The sequence below is a fragment of the Photobacterium iliopiscarium genome, from assembly GCF_003026395.1.
In the GTDB taxonomy this organism is placed as follows: domain Bacteria; phylum Pseudomonadota; class Gammaproteobacteria; order Enterobacterales; family Vibrionaceae; genus Photobacterium; species Photobacterium iliopiscarium.
In genome coordinates, this window is record NZ_PYOO01000001.1 from 124,890 (window position 1) to 145,656 (window position 20,767).

21 protein-coding genes are annotated in these 20,767 nt (G+C 35.6%); 8 read left to right on the forward strand and 13 right to left on the reverse strand.

From position 1 onward, the window contains the following. Nucleotides 1–64 precede the first annotated feature (64 nt). The 4 genes from C9J51_RS00545 to aphA form a co-directional block, all read right to left on the reverse strand. Complete coding sequence (locus C9J51_RS00545) at nucleotides 65–952, reverse strand: aspartoacylase (RefSeq protein WP_045040144.1); 888 nt, start codon at nucleotides 950–952, stop codon at nucleotides 65–67. Nucleotides 953–1,042: 90 nt separating this feature from the next. After that, the gene (locus C9J51_RS00550; protein ID WP_107180337.1) at nucleotides 1,043–1,492 is read right to left on the reverse strand and encodes a hypothetical protein; all 450 of its coding nucleotides are present in this window, start codon (nucleotides 1,490–1,492) and stop codon (nucleotides 1,043–1,045) included. Between the two features lie 184 nt (nucleotides 1,493–1,676). Then, nucleotides 1,677–2,090: an alternative ribosome rescue aminoacyl-tRNA hydrolase ArfB gene (gene arfB, locus C9J51_RS00555; RefSeq protein ID WP_045036481.1), complete on the reverse strand. Its 414-nt coding sequence runs from the start codon at nucleotides 2,088–2,090 to the stop codon at nucleotides 1,677–1,679. Nucleotides 2,091–2,304: 214 nt separating this feature from the next. Then, nucleotides 2,305–3,024: an acid phosphatase AphA gene (gene aphA, locus C9J51_RS00560; protein WP_045036480.1), complete on the reverse strand. Its 720-nt coding sequence runs from the start codon at nucleotides 3,022–3,024 to the stop codon at nucleotides 2,305–2,307. Between the two features lie 292 nt (nucleotides 3,025–3,316). Between aphA and C9J51_RS00565 the strand changes: the two genes are divergently transcribed. Beyond that, nucleotides 3,317–4,099, forward strand: a complete 783-nt coding sequence (locus tag C9J51_RS00565) for a DsbA family protein (protein WP_107236513.1) — start codon at nucleotides 3,317–3,319, stop codon at nucleotides 4,097–4,099. Between the two features lie 80 nt (nucleotides 4,100–4,179). Here C9J51_RS00565 and ansB read toward each other — a convergent pair whose 3' ends face one another. Both ansB and C9J51_RS00575 read right to left on the reverse strand, forming a co-directional pair. Further along, on the reverse strand, nucleotides 4,180–5,241 hold the full coding sequence (gene ansB / locus C9J51_RS00570) for an L-asparaginase 2 (protein WP_045036478.1): 1,062 nt from the start codon (nucleotides 5,239–5,241) through the stop codon (nucleotides 4,180–4,182). 229 nt (nucleotides 5,242–5,470) lie between these two features. After that, nucleotides 5,471–5,722, reverse strand: a complete 252-nt coding sequence (locus C9J51_RS00575) for a hypothetical protein (RefSeq protein WP_107274781.1) — start codon at nucleotides 5,720–5,722, stop codon at nucleotides 5,471–5,473. A gap of 323 nt (nucleotides 5,723–6,045) precedes the next feature. Between C9J51_RS00575 and C9J51_RS00580 the strand changes: the two genes are divergently transcribed. After that, the gene (locus C9J51_RS00580) at nucleotides 6,046–7,119 is read left to right on the forward strand and encodes a Preprotein translocase subunit SecY (protein ID WP_082064159.1); all 1,074 of its coding nucleotides are present in this window, start codon (nucleotides 6,046–6,048) and stop codon (nucleotides 7,117–7,119) included. Nucleotides 7,120–7,337: 218 nt separating this feature from the next. Then, complete coding sequence (locus C9J51_RS00585) at nucleotides 7,338–8,867, forward strand: phospholipase D family protein (protein WP_045036475.1); 1,530 nt, start codon at nucleotides 7,338–7,340, stop codon at nucleotides 8,865–8,867. A gap of 98 nt (nucleotides 8,868–8,965) precedes the next feature. Here C9J51_RS00585 and rimK read toward each other — a convergent pair whose 3' ends face one another. Both rimK and C9J51_RS00595 read right to left on the reverse strand, forming a co-directional pair. Continuing rightward, nucleotides 8,966–9,868: a 30S ribosomal protein S6--L-glutamate ligase gene (rimK, locus tag C9J51_RS00590; RefSeq protein WP_045036474.1), complete on the reverse strand. Its 903-nt coding sequence runs from the start codon at nucleotides 9,866–9,868 to the stop codon at nucleotides 8,966–8,968. Between the two features lie 5 nt (nucleotides 9,869–9,873). Next, entirely contained in the window at nucleotides 9,874–10,338 is a 465-nt protein-coding gene (locus tag C9J51_RS00595) for an ATP-dependent zinc protease family protein (RefSeq protein WP_045036524.1), read from the reverse strand. 522 nt (nucleotides 10,339–10,860) lie between these two features. On the opposite strand from C9J51_RS00595, the gene C9J51_RS00600 reads away from it, so the two are divergent. The 3 genes from C9J51_RS00600 (at nucleotide 10,861) to C9J51_RS00610 (ending at nucleotide 14,333) form a co-directional block, all read left to right on the forward strand. Continuing rightward, the gene (locus C9J51_RS00600; protein WP_045036473.1) at nucleotides 10,861–11,412 is read left to right on the forward strand and encodes a hypothetical protein; all 552 of its coding nucleotides are present in this window, start codon (nucleotides 10,861–10,863) and stop codon (nucleotides 11,410–11,412) included. A gap of 270 nt (nucleotides 11,413–11,682) precedes the next feature. Continuing rightward, entirely contained in the window at nucleotides 11,683–13,785 is a 2,103-nt protein-coding gene (locus tag C9J51_RS00605) for a protein-disulfide reductase DsbD family protein (protein WP_107250325.1), read from the forward strand. Continuing rightward, the gene (locus tag C9J51_RS00610) at nucleotides 13,785–14,333 is read left to right on the forward strand and encodes a thioredoxin domain-containing protein (RefSeq protein ID WP_045036471.1); all 549 of its coding nucleotides are present in this window, start codon (nucleotides 13,785–13,787) and stop codon (nucleotides 14,331–14,333) included. Before C9J51_RS00605 ends, C9J51_RS00610 begins: the two co-directional genes overlap by 1 nt. Nucleotides 14,334–14,397: 64 nt before the next feature. Here the strand turns inward: C9J51_RS00610 and C9J51_RS00615 are convergent, their stop codons facing one another. Further along, nucleotides 14,398–14,757, reverse strand: coding sequence for an NlpC/P60 family protein (locus C9J51_RS00615; RefSeq protein WP_082064161.1), 360 nt, complete (start codon nucleotides 14,755–14,757; stop codon nucleotides 14,398–14,400). Between the two features lie 693 nt (nucleotides 14,758–15,450). After that, a complete protein-coding gene (locus C9J51_RS00620) occupies nucleotides 15,451–15,804 on the reverse strand; it encodes a DUF2750 domain-containing protein (protein WP_045036470.1) in 354 nt (117 codons plus the stop codon). Nucleotides 15,805–16,146: 342 nt separating this feature from the next. Between C9J51_RS00620 and rarD the strand changes: the two genes are divergently transcribed. Then, nucleotides 16,147–17,052 (forward strand): EamA family transporter RarD, encoded by a 906-nt coding sequence (gene rarD / locus C9J51_RS00625; RefSeq protein ID WP_045036469.1) that lies wholly within the window; start codon nucleotides 16,147–16,149, stop codon nucleotides 17,050–17,052. A 77-nt stretch (nucleotides 17,053–17,129) separates the two neighbouring features. Continuing rightward, complete coding sequence (locus tag C9J51_RS00630) at nucleotides 17,130–17,510, forward strand: nucleotide pyrophosphohydrolase (protein WP_107180336.1); 381 nt, start codon at nucleotides 17,130–17,132, stop codon at nucleotides 17,508–17,510. A 71-nt stretch (nucleotides 17,511–17,581) separates the two neighbouring features. Here C9J51_RS00630 and C9J51_RS00635 read toward each other — a convergent pair whose 3' ends face one another. From C9J51_RS00635 to nrdG, 3 genes are all read right to left on the reverse strand, one after another. After that, nucleotides 17,582–17,845 carry a DUF2960 family protein gene (locus tag C9J51_RS00635; RefSeq protein ID WP_036791038.1) on the reverse strand — a complete coding sequence of 88 codons (264 nt, stop codon included), beginning with the start codon at nucleotides 17,843–17,845 and terminating at the stop codon, nucleotides 17,582–17,584. A 100-nt stretch (nucleotides 17,846–17,945) separates the two neighbouring features. Further along, the gene (locus tag C9J51_RS00640) at nucleotides 17,946–20,000 is read right to left on the reverse strand and encodes an EAL domain-containing protein (RefSeq protein WP_107274782.1); all 2,055 of its coding nucleotides are present in this window, start codon (nucleotides 19,998–20,000) and stop codon (nucleotides 17,946–17,948) included. Between the two features lie 266 nt (nucleotides 20,001–20,266). Further along, nucleotides 20,267–20,740, reverse strand: a complete 474-nt coding sequence (gene nrdG, locus C9J51_RS00645; protein ID WP_045040140.1) for an anaerobic ribonucleoside-triphosphate reductase-activating protein — start codon at nucleotides 20,738–20,740, stop codon at nucleotides 20,267–20,269. Nucleotides 20,741–20,767 lie beyond the last annotated feature (27 nt).

Consider the following 20,767-nt stretch of genomic DNA (forward strand, 5'->3'; position numbering starts at 1 on the left):
TTTTATTACGCCTCAGTGTCCTGAGGCGTAATCGTACCTACTAATTAGCTATCACCCAAACAAATTAACCATGGGTTTCCATCACAATTTTCTTCGCCAAAGACATCGCTAGATTATTATCATAATAAGCGGCTTCATTGATAAAATGAGGATAAGCCTCGTAATCACCTTGCCAATTCACTTCAGTGCCATCAAACAAAGTAAAGATTGGATCACCATTACTTAGCGGTTTAAAATCATTATCTTGCACTAAGCGATGTACCATGCCGATACGCTGTCCTTGCTCATCTACAGGCAATGATAACGTTTCATGGTAACGGAAGGCTTCATAGCTTGGAATTAACGATAAGAGTTCACCAGTATTATGTAAATGCACGAAATCAAGAATATGGGTTGCCATCTCATCCATCCAATCAAGAATATCCTGACGGATCACAGATTGCGGCTGCGGCCCAACTTCAACAATAACGCCCTGTGGTGCAATAGAACTAAGGAAATGGTTTTGTTCAACGGGAGTATGATCTTCAAATACCACCACCGCATCAGGCATCTGCATTTTAACGTATGCCCCCATCTGACGATTAAAACTATCAGATTGCAATAAAATTAAACAAGGCCCCATATTACTGGTGGTATTATGTAAATCGATAATAAAATCAACGCGGGCATCGCCTTTAGGACCAATCTGTTGATTAATCACTTTAGCGCGACTCTGCTCATAACTTGCCAAATCATTATTGGCTAAGTCAGTTAAACTAAATTGACGGTTTAAATCATGGTCAACATAACGTTTATTGTCATCGTGAGCTTTAGGGTTAGCAAAGACAGTTTCAACACTAAAACTATCTCGCACTACTGCTGTTGGTTGCTGCCATTTACGTAATAAATAAATACCACTAAATTCATTTCCATGTGTACCACCAACAATCGCTACTGTTTTTATTTTACTCATCCTTATGCCCTAATATATTCAGTAATTGATTTCAGTGTACTGACTTTAATCACTATTGGAAGCCTCTTTGTTAGACAAAAAAGTGATTATCTATCGCTGAATTGGACGGGTTTGTGCCAATTTCAAATAGGAATGAAGTTGATCATTTTTATATTCGATGGCGGAATGAATATTAACGTAACGATTGGCATATACGGCACAACGATAACAGTTATCACCTTTAATGATTTCTATCTCGATAACACCATCAACTAATTGCCAATGTCCTTGCGTATGAAGGCGATTAAATAACGTAAATTCATCTAAAGTACCATCAGCATGTAACCGTAATTCAGTGATATAGCCAGCACTGCAAGTCTTTATCCAGTATTGTTGATAAATTTCATCGCGCTGAAAATTACGTTTAGTTTCTAACCATTGGTTCATTACAGACTGATGTTCAATACCTAATGGTGGTAAATGATCAATATCAAGTAAGCGTACACGTTCAGTTTCACGATAAAACAACTGTAATAATTGTAACGTTTTTTTTTCAAACATCCTTGTTCACCAACTTATTAGCTTATGTAATGCTGTTAGTAACGAGTGCTTTACCAACCGTATAATATTGTAAGATATTAATAGATAGTAACAACAACGACTAACAACAAACGCAATTATGCAGTCAACATCACATTAAATATGCAGTGGTACATATAGCAACAATTCAGCCTGACATTTATAGTTACATATCTACTTTACCACGTAATTGTTTTGTCTTACCTCGTTGATTTTTCTTGTCCATTCTTCGCACTTGAGAGCCTTTGGTTGGCTTTGTTGCTCGGCGCGCTTTTTGAACCGTCATTACACTCTGAATCAACTGTGTTAAGCGTGATAAAGCTTCTTCTCGGTTCATTTCTTGAGTACGATGTTGTTGGCTTTTTAAGACAATAACACCATCTTTTGTTATGCGACTATCGGATAACTTCAATAATCGTTCTTTATAAAATTCAGGCAAAGAAGATCGATTAATATCAAACCGTAAATGAATCGCACTTGATACTTTGTTAACGTTTTGTCCACCCGCACCTTGAGCACGAATAGCTGTTAATTCAATCTCCCAATCACCCAAACTCACAGCATTAGAAATCACTAGCATTGATATTCACCTCTTTTAATGCTGTTTTATATTTACTTTATACTACCACACTCAATACCGTAATCAGCATCAACCAAAGCAAACAACGACGTATAATATAATGACGACTTTGTTGCTCGTACTCATCAAAATATAAATATAAAAATGCCTGACCTATTTTATAATAGATCAGGCAATTATTATCTTAGTAAAATGCAAATATTATGCGTAACAATTAGTATTGAGAGTTAACAATAACCTCTTCACCGTAGATACCATTTTTAGCAATAGGACGGTTGGTTGAGTTAGCAGGACGCATAACACGAATACCTACAGCACCCGCATCACGTGCAGCTGTAATATCACTATCAGCATCACCGTAATATACTTTGATATTTTCAGCTTTTATGTAAGGTGTTTTAGTATTGGTTGTTTTACTCGAACTCGCAAAAATAACTTTATTCATATGCTTAATACCAAACACATCTTTTAAATATTGCGTAGTAATTTCACATTTTGAAGGATCGCGACCAGTGATAAAGTAAATATCATCGCCACGCTTTTGGTGCATAGCAATTAACTCTTTACCAATTTGTTTTGGAATACTGAATTTTTCCCACTCACAATTCATTTTATCCCAGAATTTCTGATCTTTTAAATAGCTAAAATTGTTTGGAGAAAAGACTTGTTTGCCACGATAGAAACCAGGGGAACTAAATAATACAGTGTCATCAACATCAAAACCTACCGCCATTGGTGGTTTGCCTTTTAATTGTTGAGCAATTTGATCTACAGTCACCCAATGAACACTTTTAGGTTGTCCCATTTGTGTTAATTGAATGGTGCTATATCCTGTTTCAGTCGCTGGTACTTTTGGTGCAGCCATTACAGAACTAGAAACAAGACTCAAAGCAAGCAAAGAAGAAATAGTAATCGCAGTAAATGTCTTTTTCATTTTAGAATCAATAATCAAAAAAATTGAATTGATAATCTAACGATTCATATTTATATATAAAGTGATAGTTATCACATTACATTATTATTTCATATGGAATATAAGTTTCACAAAAAGTAAACGCAAAAAAAAGCATATAACGACATAAATGAAACTTAACTAAATTTAATAACAATCACTACTTTAAATTATTAAAAATTAACATTTAGCTGAAAAAACTTGAACTAATTTATTCTATTATTACTCTAACAAATATTCTAACCCATAAACATTTATAGTGATTGAGAATACGATGAAAAAATTACTTCTACCCCTTATGCTAGGTGCATTACTTACAGGCTGTAACGAAACAACAACAGCAAGTAATAATAGTGACTTTACTGCTCAACAAAAAACACAAATTGAACAAATTGCAAGTCAATATATTATCAATCACCCTGATGTTTTAGTAAAAGCCTCTCAGACATTACAACAGCAACAAATGCAAGCTCAACAGGTTGAAGCTAAAAAAGTCGTCATTGCAAACGCAGACCAACTTATAAATGATAAGACGACCCCCTTCATTGGCCCTAAAGACGCTAAAGTGAATGTCATTGAATTCTTTGATTATCAATGTATGTATTGTTCTAAAATTGCCGATACGGTTAAGCAATTAGAAGAAAAAAATCCAGATGTGAAATTCATCTTTAAAGAAACCCCTATTTTCGCATCACGCTGGGAAGCTTCAAAATATGCGGCTGATATGGGTAATTGGATTTACCAACAAAAAGGCGGCGCAACTTATGCTAAATACCATAATGCCGTATTTGCAACAGGTAAAGATGAAGGTCACTTAACCAAGAAAGATGTTAATACTATTGCGACCAGTGTTGGTGTTGATGTGTCTAAATTTGATGCCAATAATACCTTTATGAATAACTTTGAGTTATTTGGTAAGTTAGGTTTCCAAGGAACACCTGCATTAATCGTCATGCCGAGTAAAAACATTACTACTGATAATATTACTATTATTAATGGCTACAACCCTGATGCACTTAAAAAAGCAATCAGCGATCTACAAGCTAGCACAAAATAATCATTATTTAATAGTAATATAAAGCACAACAAGACTTAATATTATGTCTTGTTGTGTTTTCATTTATTTAAATATGACGATTAGTAATACTGAAACATCTGCTGTACATCTTTATAGTTCTTTGTTTGCGTTAGCGATAACATTAATAAAATACGTGCTTTTTGTGGATTAAGCGTTCCTGCTGCGACGAAACCATATTTCGCATCATCAATTTCAGCCGCTAATGTCGTAGAACCAGTAGGAACTCGTGAACTACGCACAACCATTGTCCCTTCTTTACTTGCTTTGGCTAATTCATCAAAAATAGCTTTATACATATTACCGTTACCCACGCCCGCACTGACAATACCATCAAATTTAGCATTCACTAACGCAGTTACAGGTAACGCTGACGCATTAGAGTAATTATAAACAATGCCTACTTTTGGTAAGGTGGTTAGCTTCGATACATCAAAATGTGTTGCTGTTGTATGATGACGCTCTGGCGCACGTTGATAAATAACATCACTATTATGAATATAACCTAATGAACCAAAGTTAGGTGAACGGAAAGTGTCAACCGCTGTAGTATTGGTTTTTGTTACATCACGCGCATCTAACACAGTATCATTCATTGCAACTAATACACCGCGTCCTTTTGAATCTTTATCAACAGCCGTCACAACAGCGTTATATAAATTAGCAGGACCATCAGCACTCATCGCCGTTGATGGTCGCATCGAGCCAACAAGCACAACTGGTTTATCACTTTTAATCGTCAAATCAAGGAAATAAGCCGTTTCCTCCATGGTGTCAGTACCATGAGTGACAACAACACCATCAACATCATCTTGCGCTAATAATGCATTGATACGCTTAGATAAAGTAAGCCACACTTGATCATTCATATCTTGCGAGCCAATATTCACCACTTGCTCACCACTGACATCCGCAATTTTTGTCATTGACGGCACAGCTTTAATTAATGATTCAATACCAACTTGACCCGACGTATAAGCAGATTCTGTTGCTGATTGTCCAGCCCCGGCAATGGTTCCACCCGTTGCTAAAATTTTGATATTAGGTAAATCGGCAGCAACAGACAACGAACTCACACACAAACCAGCAACAAGCATAGCAATACAGACAGGATTTTTATTCATCACTCACACCATAAGTTATATTATTAATATTTATTTATGGTATGGATAATATTATTAATAGGATATTTTTTTGCGCTAAATGTCACTCTTTATGCATAATGAAAGTGACCATAATCACACAAAAGACACTTTCACTATTAATGCAAACAAAAAATAACCACAAATAAAACACTAACAATACGATTTAGAAAAAATATAATCACAACTTGGTAACGATATCACTAGAAAACTACGAAATTGCTGTAAAAGGATCAATGCCATAGCAATCCGTTTGATACTCACCACCAACTATTTTATTAATATATTGCAATAATATTTCTCTATTTTCAGCTTCCCATACACATTGAAAGTACCCTTCATTTTCATAAATAAATGTTGAATGCAGCAGTATCTTATTGGGTAATTCACGATCAAAAAAAGCAATACCGTTATTATTATTTTGTTGTTGATCGAGACGCTGATGTTGACTAACAAAAAACATAACCCATGCCTTATACAATAATTATCTTGTAAGTGTAGACATAAATCCCGATGCATTTATCTATTTCATTAATTTTATAGTGCTTAAATTAAACATTATCATCACTGATATGTTAGCAATTATTAATAAGCATTATTAAATTTACACTTTTAGTCTATTCTTTGAACGATAAATTTAATAGTGACTAAATTATAATCGCCGAATTTTTAACAGTCACATTTTATAAGGGGTTAACAAGCATTTTACTGTATCCTAGAAGTCTTTTATGTGCTTGTCGCTATTATGCGACCAGCTGAACAAATGCTCCTTACTTAGATATTTTTATGCATTTCAACCAAAATATACCCGTTCGTTTCCCTAAAGGGATTTTCGCAATGTGGAGTGTTTACAGCTTCACAGGTGCCGCTATTCTTGCTTCAATTGTGTTTTCACTGTTGTTGTTTTTATCTATTGATGATGATCCCTTAATGAAGTTCCTTTTTGGTGGCTTAGCTGTCATTTTTGAATTAGGGAAATTTTTCGCATGGTACGAAGTTGGAGAGCGTAAAGCACGACGCAACTACAGTGGCACATTTACCGCATTTACCTTTTATGCTGTATTAGCTGCCATTTCTATCGGCGGCTCTATTGGTGGTATTAACAGTGCAACCAATAAAGCGTACAGTGAAGCTAATGTACAGCAAAGTAAAATCAATGCATTTAATATGCAAATTCAAGCAATTGAAAAACAAATTGATCTTAACAATGTTGCGGCTGAAAAATATATCCAAATGGAACGTATCGCTTCTGGTGTTACACGAATCCAAAAAGAAAATGAAGCATTACGCAAACAGCAACAACAAATTGCGATAGAGCGTGATACAACACCGATTGTTGGTCAAGGTTCGGTACTTGGACTGATTGATAGCCTAGCAACAACATTCAATGTCAGTAATCAAGCCGCGCAACTTGGTCTGGTTATTTTCTTGTCTGTCTTGCTCGATTTCTTTGCGGCATTTTTTGTGGGATTAATTGGTGAAGAAAATCGCTTCCGTTACCAATTCAAACGCCAACAGTTATTGTCAGTTAATGGTTATAACATGCACGACCAACCACAATTGTTAAGTCATTTTGATCCCTCAATGGTGGGCACATCATCAATCACTAATGTTGATGATGCTGACGAAATTATTATAGAAGAAATTGAACCAGAGCCACCAAAAACAGCGTATGAACAAGCGATTGAAGCGTTAACTAAAAACCAGGTTAATTGCAGTAAACGTGCTGTAAGCAAATTACTCAAACTCACAACAGATGAAGTTGATGCTATTTTTCATCAATTGCTTGATCAAGGTATTGTGAGCAAAAAGCCTAATAATCATTATCAATGGCATGGCATACAACAACTGGCTAATTAAGCGTTCTAACCCGCTTGACTAAAATTGGAGTCCAAAACAAGATATTTTGTTTTGGACTTTTCTATAGCTAAAAAAGTGTCAACACTGACAGATAACTAAGTAATAATCAGATACAACTATCTTTCATCTTAAAAGTTTTACAAATTACAACTTATCTAAAGCACTTCACCATAATTACAGGTAAAATCGACATACTTTTTTCAGAAACATGTTTTCTAATGATCACTTTTCGTCATCTCAAGCAATTTTGTACTCATTCATTTATTGCAGTAAGTACTTTAACGTTAATCGGTTGTGCGCAACCATTATCAACGACAAAAACAGCAACATACAGTAACGTTGATAACTACAACACCACCTTACTACAAAAAACATTACCTTATATTCAATCTAACCCGAATAAAACGGCTTTTTACCCATTAGGTGATGGTCAAGCGGCACTACTTGCTCGTTTAGCTATTATTGAAAGCGCTCAAAAAACAGTGGACGTGCAATATTATATCTACCGCGATGACGCCACTAGTCATTTACTCACGTGGTACTTATATCAAGCAGCAGAACGCGGAGTACGTGTACGTCTACTTTTAGATGATATGCAAAAACGTGATGATCAATTCTTAGCTAATTTATCTGCACACCCTAATGTCGAAGTCCGTTTGTTTAATACTTTTGGTAATCGTAGTTTTAAACCATTAAGTTTTTTAACTGATTTTGATCGCCTAAATCGTCGTATGCACAATAAGTCGATCATTGCCGACGGAGTATTTGCCATTACAGGTGGACGTAACATTGGTGATGAGTATTTCTCTGCTAATAATAACGTTGAATTTGGTGACTTTGATTTATTAATGATGGGGAAAGTTATTCCTCAGGTTTCACGTCAATTTGACGAGTATTGGAACAGTAAACCCGCAACACCAATTGAAATGTTAGTCACTGATGCCCACTTGCCAACCACCGCCCAATTACAGCAATGGAAAAAAGCGCAAAAGCAATATTTAACCTCTGATTATGCGCGTTCTCTAAAACAACACCCAATGGCAAAAAAATTATCTAATCAAACATTGCCATTTTATTGGGCTGATGCTGAACTTGTTTATGACACCCCTTACAAAGTAAAACACAGCCAAGATGATTTATTGTTACACCATTTATCAACCATGATTGGCCAAGCAAAAACGGATTTTTTACTTATCTCACCGTATTTTGTACCAACAGAGCCTGGTGTTAAAGCACTCGTAAAAGCGGCTAAACGTGGCTTAAATATTACCATTGTAACTAATTCATTAGCGTCAAATGATGTGTTTGCCGTGCATGGTTGGTATGCTAAATACCGTAAAGAAATGCTTGAAAATGGGATCAAATTATATGAAATCAAAACCGATCCTCATATTAAGAAAAAGCACTCATGGTTAGGTAACTCTCGCTCAAGTTTACATGCTAAAACATTTATTATTGATCGTAAAAAAGTCTTTGTTGGCTCGTTCAATTTTGATCCTCGATCAGCGTATCTAAATACTGAGCTAGGCGTGATTGTTGATTCAAAACCATTTTCTGATATTTTTTATGCTGATTTAGATCAACTTCTAGAAAAAAGTGCTTATCGTTTATCATTAGATAGCAATAATGACATTATCTGGACGGATGATACCAATGGTAAGCAATTTGACTCAGAGCCAGACAGCAGCACAATCCTAAAAATGGGGGCATGGCTTGCTGGCGCATTACCAATAGAAAAGCACCTATAAAAAACACTTATAAAAAACACTTATAAAAAACACTTATAAAAAAAGCCCTCCATGGATATCACCATGAAGGGCTTTATAATACAAAGAACAGTACTTACTTAGCCTTTGCTACGTAGTGCTGTTTTTTTAGATGCGTGCTTTTCAATGTATTCGATAATCATACCGGCAATATCTTTACCTGTTGCTTTCTCGATACCTTCAAGACCTGGTGATGAGTTAACTTCCATCACTAGTGGACCACGCTCAGAACGCAGTAAATCAACACCAGCAACGCTTAATCCCATAATTTTCGCAGCAGCAACTGCTGTCTTACGCTCTTCAGGAGTAATCTTAACTAACGCTGCACTACCGCCACGGTGAAGATTAGAACGGAATTCACCTTCTGCACCTTGACGTTTCATTGCTGCAATCACTTTGTCACCAATAACAAAACAACGGATATCAGCACCGCCCGCTTCTTTAATGTATTCTTGCACCATGATATTTGCTTTTAAGCCCATGAATGCTTCAATAACACTTTCAGCCGCTTTACGTGTTTCTGCCAGTACAACACCAATACCTTGTGTACCTTCAAGTAGTTTAATCACTACTGGTGCACCGCCGACCATATCAAGTAAATCTTTAACATCATCTGGCTTGCTGGCAAAACCTGTTACTGGCATACCAATACATTTACGCGATAATAACTGCATTGAACGCAATTTATCGCGCGAACGACTAATTGCAACAGATTCGTTAACTGTATAAACACCCATCATTTCAAATTGGCGTAATACTGCTGTTCCGTAAAACGTCACTGATGCACCGATACGTGGAATAACGGCATCAAAATCCACCAAATCTTCACCCTTAAAGTGAATTGATGGTTTTTGAGAATTAATGTTCATATAGCAACGAAGTGCATCAATCACCTTGATTTCATGGCCACGTTGCTCTGCCGCTTCAATAAGGCGAGACGTTGAATACAATGACTGATTACGAGATAAGATACCGATTTTCATTACTATTACTTTTCCTTACTTTGAATTAGGTAGGAGGCTTCTGGATCAACAATAATACGACCATGCATAGATGTTCGTCCAAGCAACATTCGAAAAGCCATATTATCACGGCTTGTTAACGATATTTCGATTGGCCATCGTTGACCATTAAAATCAATGGTTGAAACAATAAAGTAGCGCAGTTGCTCATCGCCACCAGAATTTCTTACAACACGCTTGTCAGCAACTTTTGCCATACAAACCTGTTCAACATCAGTATTATTATGGATAGGATGTAACCAAAATTTCACCCATAATTCATCATCTTGAGTAAATTCTTCAATTTTGAAGGTATGAAGACAAGAGCTACGTGCTCCTGTATCAATTTTAACATGGATATTATCAACACCAAGATCAGGTAAAGTGGCGACTTCACGCCAACCAACAATAAATTTATTATTTTTATTCACAATTGTTTCTTTATTAATCATTACAATAACCCAACGTCCTAAACAGCTAATCCAGATGTTAACAAACACCATAAATGCAATAAATATCAGTAAGATACAATTACAAATAGTCACTATCACTTAAATTAAACTGTTATCTATAGATAAGGAAATCATTAACTAACTGAGCACTGAATTAACCTGAATCAGTGCCAATAACGGTGGTAAAATCACCGTAAGATGATGATTTTTTAGTATCATCGTTGCTTATATTACCACATCCTAACCATATAAGATTGTTTATTAATGTCATTAAGCAATAAGTTTCAACGGAATATAATTAGTTAATCCCTTTTTTATTCTTATAAATACCACTAACACACCACTATTACTCTAACTGTAGTGTTTTTTATACAATAGCAACAAACAAGCCGTACATAAAAAGCCAAATTTGATTATTTTATTTCCAATAAAAACTAACTGATAGTCAATCTTATTTAATCCTTCTGTCGCAATCTCTGAACATGCTACTCTTTCATCATTCCTCAATAAGAACTGATAAACATGTCAACATTAGAACAGCAATTATTATTACTTGGCATGGCTGATTTGCCCATTGATACACTAATAAAAAAACAGCTAGATCAATTTATTACAGCATCATCAGCACATTTTGATCATGTTTGCCAACAACGTCCAAATAGTACAACAATCGACTTATTGCTTGGGTTTATGACCCTACACCACCAGCAAGCTCAACAACAATGGCTACATCAACAGACAGCAGCAACAAAAATGCAAACTGTTTTTAATAATACAATAGGTCATGATCATGCGGCTAATTTCACCCATCAAGATCATAACGCTCTTTTAGCCTTAACGCATTTATGGCTAATGGTACAAGGTGCGTCCGGCATTGATTACAGCTACAGCAATGAACAAGCTAAAACACAAAGTGATCTTCTCTTGGAGAATGAAATAACCACCTCACCTTTACAGATTAACCCCAAGTTAGAATTGCTGCGATGTCAATTTATGCAATCATACTACTTAGGAAAAAATCACAATAAAGTAAAATTACGTACTCGTATCAAGCTACTGTTCAGAAAAGTATAACAACGTTATATGTTATAACTTTAAAATAGCATTAACCGTGGTCTTTACCATACTCCTGACTTGTTCTAATGGCATAAATTACCGACAATATAGCTGTATTTATCTTTATTGAAATAAACTCTGCTTCTTGTCGGTCTCATGCATAACATTATAAAGACTTAGCGCTTTAACGCAGACAATACCTTAATCCAACATGAAAATTACATATAGAACAACGTCAGATACGATGACATTTATCATCATTGTGCGTTGTTTATTTGGAGCTCTAGATTGAAAAAGTTATACCAGCATTTTTATTTAACCATTGCCTTACTCATAACCTTGTTTGGCATTACCTTTTCATCAATAGCAGCAGCAACGCCACAGCACAGTACGGGCTGGGTAACGAATCCACAGCACCCTCCTGTTGAAGTAAGACTGATGCTTACCGGTCAACAAGATCTGGCCAAGCATACCGTTCAAGGTTTACTGGAAGTAAAGCTTGATACTGATTGGAAAACGTACTGGCGATCACCGGGTGAAGGTGGTGTTGCTCCGAGTATCAATTGGGATATGTCATCTAATATTGCTAAAGTTGATTGGCAATGGCCATTACCAAAACGTTATGAGTTTTTAGGCGTTGAAACGCTGGGTTACAAACATGATGTTATTTTTCCGCTTTCCATCCATGTAAAAGACATGAATAAACCAGTATTTCTCTCTGGTAAACTAACCATGTCATCATGTACAAGTATTTGTGTATTAACCGATTACGAACTTTCCTTTGATTTCACCCCCAATAAATTACTACCATCAACAGAAGCTATGTTTTTGTATAATAAAGGGGAAAGTCAGGTTCCAAAATCATCATCTTTAATCACGTTAAAAACACTTTCTTATAATAAAGCAGAAAAAAAAGTAACCGTAGTTGCAACTAACACCATGGGCTGGCAACAACCAGATGTTATTATTGATGGCGATACACAAGCCGCTAAAGACACCTCATTCCTTAAACCTACAACGATCATTAAAGGCGATACACTTTACGCCACCTTACCTGTGACAAGTTGGTTTGGTACGCCTAAATTAGTAGGACAACCCCTTCATGTAACGATTGGTGACCATGATGTCGCGGTTGAAATGACAGCAACAGCAACGGATCTTCCGGTTAGCACTCCAACGACAAATAGTAATTTATTAAAAGTCATCGGCCTAGCCTTACTTGGTGGCTTGATTCTTAATATTATGCCGTGTGTCTTACCTGTTTTAGGAATGAAATTAAGCAGTGTTATTTCAGCTCAAGGACTGGCGCGTCGTCAAATTAGAACTCAATTTTTGGCATCTGCTGCTGGGATCATTGTTTCATTCTGGTTATTAGCTGCATTTTTAACAGCAATGAAACTGTCAGGCCAAGCGCTAGGATGGGGTATTCAATTCCAAAGCCCATGGTTTATTGGTGCAATGATCGCGATTACGGTGTTATTTGGCACAAATATGCTGGGGTTATTTGAAATTCGTCTCTCAAGTAATACCAATACATGGTTAGCTACTAAAGGTGATAGTTCACATCTAGGGCATTTCATTCAAGGTATGTTTGCAACATTACTTGCAACGCCTTGTAGTGCTCCTTTCTTAGGTACTGCGGTTGCATTTGCCTTAGGTGCAAATTTAGTCACCTTATTTGCTATCTTTACCGCTCTTGCTATCGGAATGGCCGCACCATGGCTACTCATTGCTCTTTTCCCACAATTAGCGACATTAATGCCAAAACCGGGTGCATGGATGGATCGTATTAAAACGCTATTTGGCTTAATGATGTTAGCAACATCAGTATGGTTATTAAGCTTAATGACCAGCTTCTTTAATGCGACTGTTGTATGGGGGTTAGGTGCTGTTATCTTAGCGGCTATCTTATGGCTATTAGGCCGTAAAAAAGGACGTAAAACCGTTATTATCACCTTAGCTGTCATGTTACTTGGCGCTGGTGCTAGTTTATTTACAGGTAGCTTAACCGCCAATAAATGGTCAACACCACTTCCGGCAGATCATCACTGGATCCCATTAGATACAGCCCAAATAGCAACTGACGTCGCACAAGGTAAAACGGTTTTTGTTGATGTAACAGCGCAATGGTGTATCACTTGTAAAGCCAATAAAATCGGGGTGATTTTACAAGAACCGGTATATTCAGCACTGGATAATAAAAATATCGTTCTAATGCGTGGTGATTGGACTAAACCTTCAGATTACGTAACTGGATTCCTCCAATCTCACGGTCGTTTTGGTGTGCCTTTTAATATTGTTTACGGTCCTAATGCACCAAAAGGTATTGAGTTACCGGTTATTTTATCAAGTGATAGTGTTCTTGACGCTTTAAAGAAGGCGGGTAAATAATGTCATCAGATACCAATAGAAAACCTCGTCATACAAGATGGCGATGGATTCAAAGTATTATTATACTTATCATTATGGCTATGATTGCAGGTAGCGCATTAGAAGCATGGCGCAATCGTAATTTAGATAAAATGCAGATATCAACATCACAGCCCACTTATACTACGATTGATAATCAAAAAGTCGATATCTTTAGAGACAGTTATGATCAAACCGTACTGGTGTATATCTGGGCAACATGGTGTGGCAGCTGTAAAGTTGTCTCTCCCGTTATTAACTGGCTAAACAACCAACAATGGACAGATCTTAAAATCGTAACTATTGCCATGCAATCGGGTGATGATCGTCGTTTACATGCTTATTTGAATACGAAAGGATATAACTTTCCAGTTGTAAATGATAATACCAGAGCCTTAACACGCCAGTGGAAACTATCACGAGCACCGACTATATTACTGATTAAAAATGGTAAAATTCAAAGCACAACGGCAGGATTGGTAACACCACCAGGATTATTTGCCCGATTAGCATGGGTTGATCTGAAATAATAAACACCCAGCGACGCATATTCTCTTTCCCTTGAAAATGAATAATGCGTCGCTGGATCACTTATTAATATTTATCTAAACGGCGTATTTGCCAAAAATGGCGTCGCCAATAAGGGTTATCTAAACGTGAAATAATAACGCCTTTAGATTGTGATGCATGTAAGAATTCTGAATTACCTAAATAAATCCCTACATGGCGCGAATTACGCCCAGTCCTAAAAAAGACTAAATCCCCTTCTTTAGCATTATTACGTTTAACTTGTTTCCCTTTTTTAACTAATTCCAAGGTTGTTCGAGGTAGTAATTTTTGATAAACACTAGAATAGCCAACCTGCACGAAAGCCGAACAATCTATTCCTTTTTTAGATGAACCACCATAACGGTATGGTGTCCCCTTCCAATTATGATAAACACCATCAAACATACCGTTATTAACCGGTAATGTTTTCGCAATCTCATGCTTAGGTGTCGGCGTTAGCGTTTTGAGCGTCGTCTTGGTGTCCGTTGGTGATGATGCACATCCAACAATTGATACCAAGGCTAATAAAATTAATATCGTTTTTTTTATAATCAATCCGTTCTTCACGATTTATCCTGCAATCCATCAGTGGAGATAAATATATTCAATACAATTAACTAAATATTATAGCTACATTCATCATACTAGCGTAAGCAGTAACGAATAACTGTGGCATTGATTCAATTGTTTTATATATTATTATCTATATCCTTTTGATCATACATGAAGAATTATACTATTCAAGAATACAACATGAACATGATCACATTATTAAAAGGAATATATATTGTGAATATTAATAAACAAAGCACGAACATATAGTAATAAAATTATCACTATTATATTGAATGCAAAAAAAAAGCTCACACCATAGTGCAAGCTAAATTTAATACAATAGAAGAAATAAATATGATGAAATACCATCGATATCTACTGTAAATCTTTTAGTGTTAAAAGCGAGATATTTAAAGTCAATATTAATAACATGTAGAATAACTCACAATACTATGTAATTATCTCTATTATCAATAAGATAAAAACCCTATAAAATAAAAAATTATTATTCACAGGGTCAGTATTTTATAATTAATACAATAATTATAGGTAAAGATTTGCCACTTCTGAAGGCTCTAATTCAACACCTTCAAGTGATTCATTCCAGTTTAAACCAACTAAAACACCATCTTCTACTAGCGTAAGCATCCAATCTTCAAGAAAAATATCTAATGGTAATTCACTTGGTTGGAACTCAGACCATTCATCAGCACACTGCACTTTTGCATCAACTTCATTTGACCAAAAAGGCATCACTTCAGAGTCTTCAAATTCAGATGATGCAACAGATAACCAGTCACCCTCTTCGTTGCGAAGGCTCCAAACAACACGTGTTGCTTGTGTTTCTGTTACGAACAAAGCTTTATTTGCTTGGATATCTGCGGTTAATTTAGTCATCATTTTCTCTCAATTAAAATGCCATAATATGGCCTTATCGGTTAAATATATCAACCTTTACCCTACCTCAGTATTTTACCAAAAAAACACCTGAGCAGCATTATTATTTAGTCATCGTTCTTTATGTAGTATCAAGAAAAAATGAACAATATCAATAAATCTTTTTTCTTCATAGCGTATATTGACTTATAAAAATTCAGTGACAAAATGGCAGGGAATGTCATTATTTTACACGAGGATGGTATCTTAGGCCTGAGCGCCATTTTGATCATTCATTATTAAATCTTCTCAATATTGCAATGATATTGAGGCAACAACTACTTTTAAATCTTAGGTGTCAACATGCAATCACGTCGTGCAGGTAATATGCTAGCGGCATTTTCATTCATTCTTTGGGGAATATTACCACTTTATTACCAATACTTACCTCAAGCAAATACTAATGAATTACTCGCATTAAGGCTTATTTTTTCTGTACCTGTAATGTTAATTGTCATGGTATTACTTCGACAGCCAATCCCTGCAATCAAAGACATCCTCGCTGATAAAAAATCATTAGCAATGTGTGGTTTTGCAGGTGTCATCATGAGCGTATCTTGGTATGCATTTACATGGGCAATCACGCATGGCGAAGTATTAGCAGCAAGCTTAGGCTATTTTATAAACCCTTTATTCGCAATTGCATTGGCGATGTTCTTTCTAAAAGAAACACTCTCTAAAGCACAAATTATTGCTGTTATCCTCGCGATTTTAGGCATTGGTTACCAAGTGTGGCAATACGGTCAATTACCTTGGTTATCATTGGTTATGGGAAGCTTTTTTGCCGTCTATGGTTTAACAAAAAAATACATTAAATATGATGCGCTTACCTCTGTAACAATTGAAGCGGCAATACTCACCCCTTTTGCCCTTATTTATATGATATGGCTGTATTTCAGTGGCGATAGTGTTGCCCTTACTTCTGGTACGACTACTTTCTTACTTTATGCAGGTGCCGCTCCTGTTACGGTCGCCCCACTAATATTTTTTGCCCTCGCCTTGAATCGCACCAGTTTAACGATGGTGGGTTTAATGCAATATATTGAACCAAGTTTACAATTTTTATTGGCCATATTCTTATTTGGTGAAGTATTTGATCAAACGAAAGCCATCAGTTTTGGTTTAATTTGGTTAGGGTTAATCTTTTGTACAGTTGAAGCACTGCCCGCTATGTTTCGTCACAAAAAAGCGATACTACCCAGCCATTAATCAATATATAGCCTAACGTATTCTTTCTCGTCGTTAGGCTATTATGTTTATTGTCCGTCACTCTTTAGGAAACAATCATGCCGACAACCATTACGGTTGAAACCTCAGCTAATGACATAAAAAAATTACAAGATGCGCTTGCTGAATTTGCTCAACAACGAAATTGGGACCAATTTCATACACCTAAAAACCTCGTAATGGCATTAAGTGGCGAAGTGGGTGAACTAATAGAAATTTTTCAATGGCTAACGCCAGAACAAAGCCAGCAATTACCACCACAAAAAAAACAACATGCCAGCGAAGAGATCGCTGATGTGATGATGTATTTACTTCGATTAGCGGATAAATGTGATATTGATGTAATGCAGGCGTGCCAAGAGAAGATACAACAAAATGCCGCCAAATACCCTATAAGTAAGTGTTATGGCTCTGCTAAAAAATATAACGAATTAGATTAACGTTACTTAACTTAACATAAATAAACAACAATAAAAAAGCTGACATTAAGTCAGCTTTTTTTATGAATATTTTATTTTTCACCAACACCGCGGTTTTCTTTTTTCGCAAGCGCTATTTTACCAAAGCCCAACTTGCGGAAATAACTATCTCGGTATTCGCGACCGGCTTTACTACACGTAGAGACCGCTTCAACTTGCTGCTCCATCTTTAGAAATGTCGTTAGATCAATACCTTCAGCAGCAGCTACCGCTTCATGAATGTTACGGTGTATATCAAAAGAAAAAATTAAGCGCTTTTCTTCTTCTTTGTAGGTATAAACAATAGTACGTGACATAACGTCCCCAATAAAGCACAAAAGGAGAGCGAATTTACCGTATAAGTGCTCAATATGGAAGTAGAACCGTCTTTACGATAACGATTTACCTTATAGCGCCTTAATTATCAGCAACTTCACACTGTTGCGGCTTTAATAGGCCACGCAGAAGTAATTCAGTTTCTGCCATAGGCTTATAAAAATAAAAACCTTGAATATAGCGCACACCGAGTGAGGCAATAAAATCTAATTCTTGTTGTTTTTCCACCCCTTCAACAACAATATCCGCTTGCGTTATTTTCCCTAATTGCACTGCGATTTTAAATAATTCTTTTCCACGTTGGCTATCAATGTTTAATACTAATGAGCGATCAATCTTAACTTTATCGAATTCAAATCGTGATAAATACGCTAATGATGAATACCCTGTACCAAAATCATCTAAAGCAACAGAAATACCTAACATTTGTAATTCTGTCATTATTTTAGCAACTTTTTCTTCATCTAAAATTAATAATTCTTCTGTAAACTCTAACTCTACATGATCAAAAGACAATGAACTATTAGTAATACGATCTTTTACAATGTTGACGAAGTTTTTTAATAAAATAGTGTCAGGTGAAATATTAACAGACAATTTAAAATTAGGGTTAATAATGATGAATTTTTCTGCTGCTTGTACTGCTTTATCTAATACCCATAAATCTAATTCTGGCATTAACCCTAACTGATTAAAAGCAGAAATAAATGTCGGTGGTAATATTTTACCTTTATTATCCCTAAAACGGATTAAAGCTTCACAACCAACAATACAATTATTCTTAATATCAACTTGAGGCTGATAATAAAGAATAAACTCACCGCTTTCTTGTAACTTTTCAATTTCCCGCTGATCGCGAAGATTATTATGTAGCGATGGAATAAAACTAGTTAAACGTGTTTTGGCTTCAATTTCATCACTGGTAAATAAACGATTTGAAAATATATCTGAAACACCAATACCTAAACTACGTTTATCCATCAACCTAAAAAATGGTAGATAGATGGCAACACCAATTAAAACCAAAAATAATTGTAATACCGCACCAGATATTGCACCACCCGTCGCCATATAACCACTAACAAACGGTGGCATCAACCAACTATGAACCTCACTTAAGGGCGGCACAATTCCCAAATAAATAGCACCATAAGCAATAACAAAACTCACACTAGGCACTAATAAGAAAGGAATAATCATAATCGGGTTAAAAATAACGGGAATGCCATATAAAATAGGCTCGTTGACATTAAACAAGCAAAGTAATAATGCCGCTTTAGCTAATAATTTATACCCTTTACTCTTAGCAAAAAATAACAAACAAAGCACTAAGCTTAGCATGTTTCCACTACCACCAATCCCCGTGAAAAAGTCATAAAAATTAGTACTTAAAATATTTAAATCAATACCATAATTATGCCATTCAGTAATATTCACTAAGGTAATATTATACAGTTCTGTTTTATAGGAATGCAGTATATTATGACCATTAATACCTATAGCCCAAAACAAACCTCGTAATATTTCATAAATAAGCCCATCAACAAATGATGTTGGATCTAATCGTGGAATAAAAGACCAGGAGGTTAATGCTGCTAATTTTTCAAATAAACTACGAAATAAAAAGCTTACAGATAAAGCCATAAAAATAGTCGTAATTGAACCAGCCAGCATACTCATAGAAATATCAATAAAAGACTGATCTGTTTTTACTTTAAATAGTCTTACTTTTTTTAATTGAGCGATGGTTTCACATGATATATACGCTGTAAGTAATGATATTGGAAAACTATTAGGCAGAGGTATTAATGGTGATATTAAATCCCATTGGTAAGAAACAATAAAGAATACAGTTAATGATGTGGCAATAACAATACCTTTTGGTATACGTTTCACCGCAGATAAATAAGTCGCCAAATAAAAATTAACCAAAATAGGAATCATCATTCCAGTTGTTTGGCCTACATAATGAACTGTTTTTCCAAAATCACTAAAACTAAAATAATCACAAATTAACGCTATTAACTCACAAAATGTTGATATTAATACCAATGGTAATGCCATTAAAAAAACATTTGATGCTGCGACCAGATATTTATTAACAGATAACTGAGACATCCTTGTAAAAATTGGCATAATTATTCGGCTTTAAAAGCATTGTATTCAATAGCGTTGAATATAATGCTTTTTTAATAAAGAGCAAAGATTTTTAATTTAAAAATCAAAGCCACTTAATAAAATAATTAAAATAGACGAATGATTATTTATTATGTTTTCCCATAGTTATACACAGAAACAGTGGATAAGTTCAACAAGGCAACAAATGAGAAACATTAACAAAACAAATATAAAACAACCCGTGACATTGCATCAAGCAGATCTACTTATTTAATGAGTCTCTTTTAGTTATTAAGCTTAAAATAATGAATGATCTGATTTTCACTGCCTTTCCATACCAAAGAAGGATTTCGCTGTGCTTGTTCATATTTACCATCAACCAACACATCAATAATATCAACGATCTGCTGCTGTTCAATAGTAAGTTCTGATAATAAATACCCGCTCCATAGCCAGATATCTTTACCTGCACATTCTTGACGTACTCGCTTCACCAATTTCAAAACCGCTGCTACATTTTGAGGATGTAATGGATCACCACCAGATAAAGACAAACCGCGACGTTTAATACGAGTATCGTTAAGATCGTTAATGATCTTATCTTCCATCTCTTGCGTAAACAGATGACCAGCATCTAAACGCCATGTGCTTTGGTTATAACAGCCTTTACACTGATGAACACAACCAGCAACAAATAAGCTTACACGCGTGCCTGGGCCATTAACGATATCTACAGGGTAGTAATTATGGTAATTCATATCTAATAACTTATATCAAAAAAACGG

Bases quoted from the DNA above. Each gene is read 5' to 3' on its own strand.
- nrdG (WP_045040140.1), bottom strand. From the start codon at position 20,740: ATGAATTACCATAATTACTACCCTGTAGATATCGTTAATGGCCCAGGC.
- C9J51_RS00595 (WP_045036524.1), bottom strand. From the start codon at position 10,338: ATGATTAATAAAGAAACAATTGTGAATAAAAATAATAAATTTATTGTT.
- aphA (WP_045036480.1), bottom strand. From the start codon at position 3,024: ATGAAAAAGACATTTACTGCGATTACTATTTCTTCTTTGCTTGCTTTG.
- C9J51_RS00630 (WP_107180336.1), top strand. From the start codon at position 17,130: ATGCCGACAACCATTACGGTTGAAACCTCAGCTAATGACATAAAAAAA.
- rarD (WP_045036469.1), top strand. From the start codon at position 16,147: ATGCAATCACGTCGTGCAGGTAATATGCTAGCGGCATTTTCATTCATT.
- C9J51_RS00620 (WP_045036470.1), bottom strand. From the start codon at position 15,804: ATGACTAAATTAACCGCAGATATCCAAGCAAATAAAGCTTTGTTCGTA.
- C9J51_RS00615 (WP_082064161.1), bottom strand. From the start codon at position 14,757: ATGTTTGATGGTGTTTATCATAATTGGAAGGGGACACCATACCGTTAT.
- rimK (WP_045036474.1), bottom strand. From the start codon at position 9,868: ATGAAAATCGGTATCTTATCTCGTAATCAGTCATTGTATTCAACGTCT.
- C9J51_RS00610 (WP_045036471.1), top strand. From the start codon at position 13,785: ATGTCATCAGATACCAATAGAAAACCTCGTCATACAAGATGGCGATGG.
- ansB (WP_045036478.1), bottom strand. From the start codon at position 5,241: ATGAATAAAAATCCTGTCTGTATTGCTATGCTTGTTGCTGGTTTGTGT.
- C9J51_RS00575 (WP_107274781.1), bottom strand. From the start codon at position 5,722: ATGTTTTTTGTTAGTCAACATCAGCGTCTCGATCAACAACAAAATAAT.
- C9J51_RS00550 (WP_107180337.1), bottom strand. From the start codon at position 1,492: ATGTTTGAAAAAAAAACGTTACAATTATTACAGTTGTTTTATCGTGAA.
- C9J51_RS00565 (WP_107236513.1), top strand. From the start codon at position 3,317: ATGAAAAAATTACTTCTACCCCTTATGCTAGGTGCATTACTTACAGGC.
- C9J51_RS00545 (WP_045040144.1), bottom strand. From the start codon at position 952: ATGAGTAAAATAAAAACAGTAGCGATTGTTGGTGGTACACATGGAAAT.
- C9J51_RS00640 (WP_107274782.1), bottom strand. From the start codon at position 20,000: ATGCCAATTTTTACAAGGATGTCTCAGTTATCTGTTAATAAATATCTG.
- arfB (WP_045036481.1), bottom strand. From the start codon at position 2,090: ATGCTAGTGATTTCTAATGCTGTGAGTTTGGGTGATTGGGAGATTGAA.
- C9J51_RS00635 (WP_036791038.1), bottom strand. From the start codon at position 17,845: ATGTCACGTACTATTGTTTATACCTACAAAGAAGAAGAAAAGCGCTTA.
- C9J51_RS00580 (WP_082064159.1), top strand. From the start codon at position 6,046: ATGCATTTCAACCAAAATATACCCGTTCGTTTCCCTAAAGGGATTTTC.
- C9J51_RS00585 (WP_045036475.1), top strand. From the start codon at position 7,338: ATGATCACTTTTCGTCATCTCAAGCAATTTTGTACTCATTCATTTATT.
- C9J51_RS00600 (WP_045036473.1), top strand. From the start codon at position 10,861: ATGTCAACATTAGAACAGCAATTATTATTACTTGGCATGGCTGATTTG.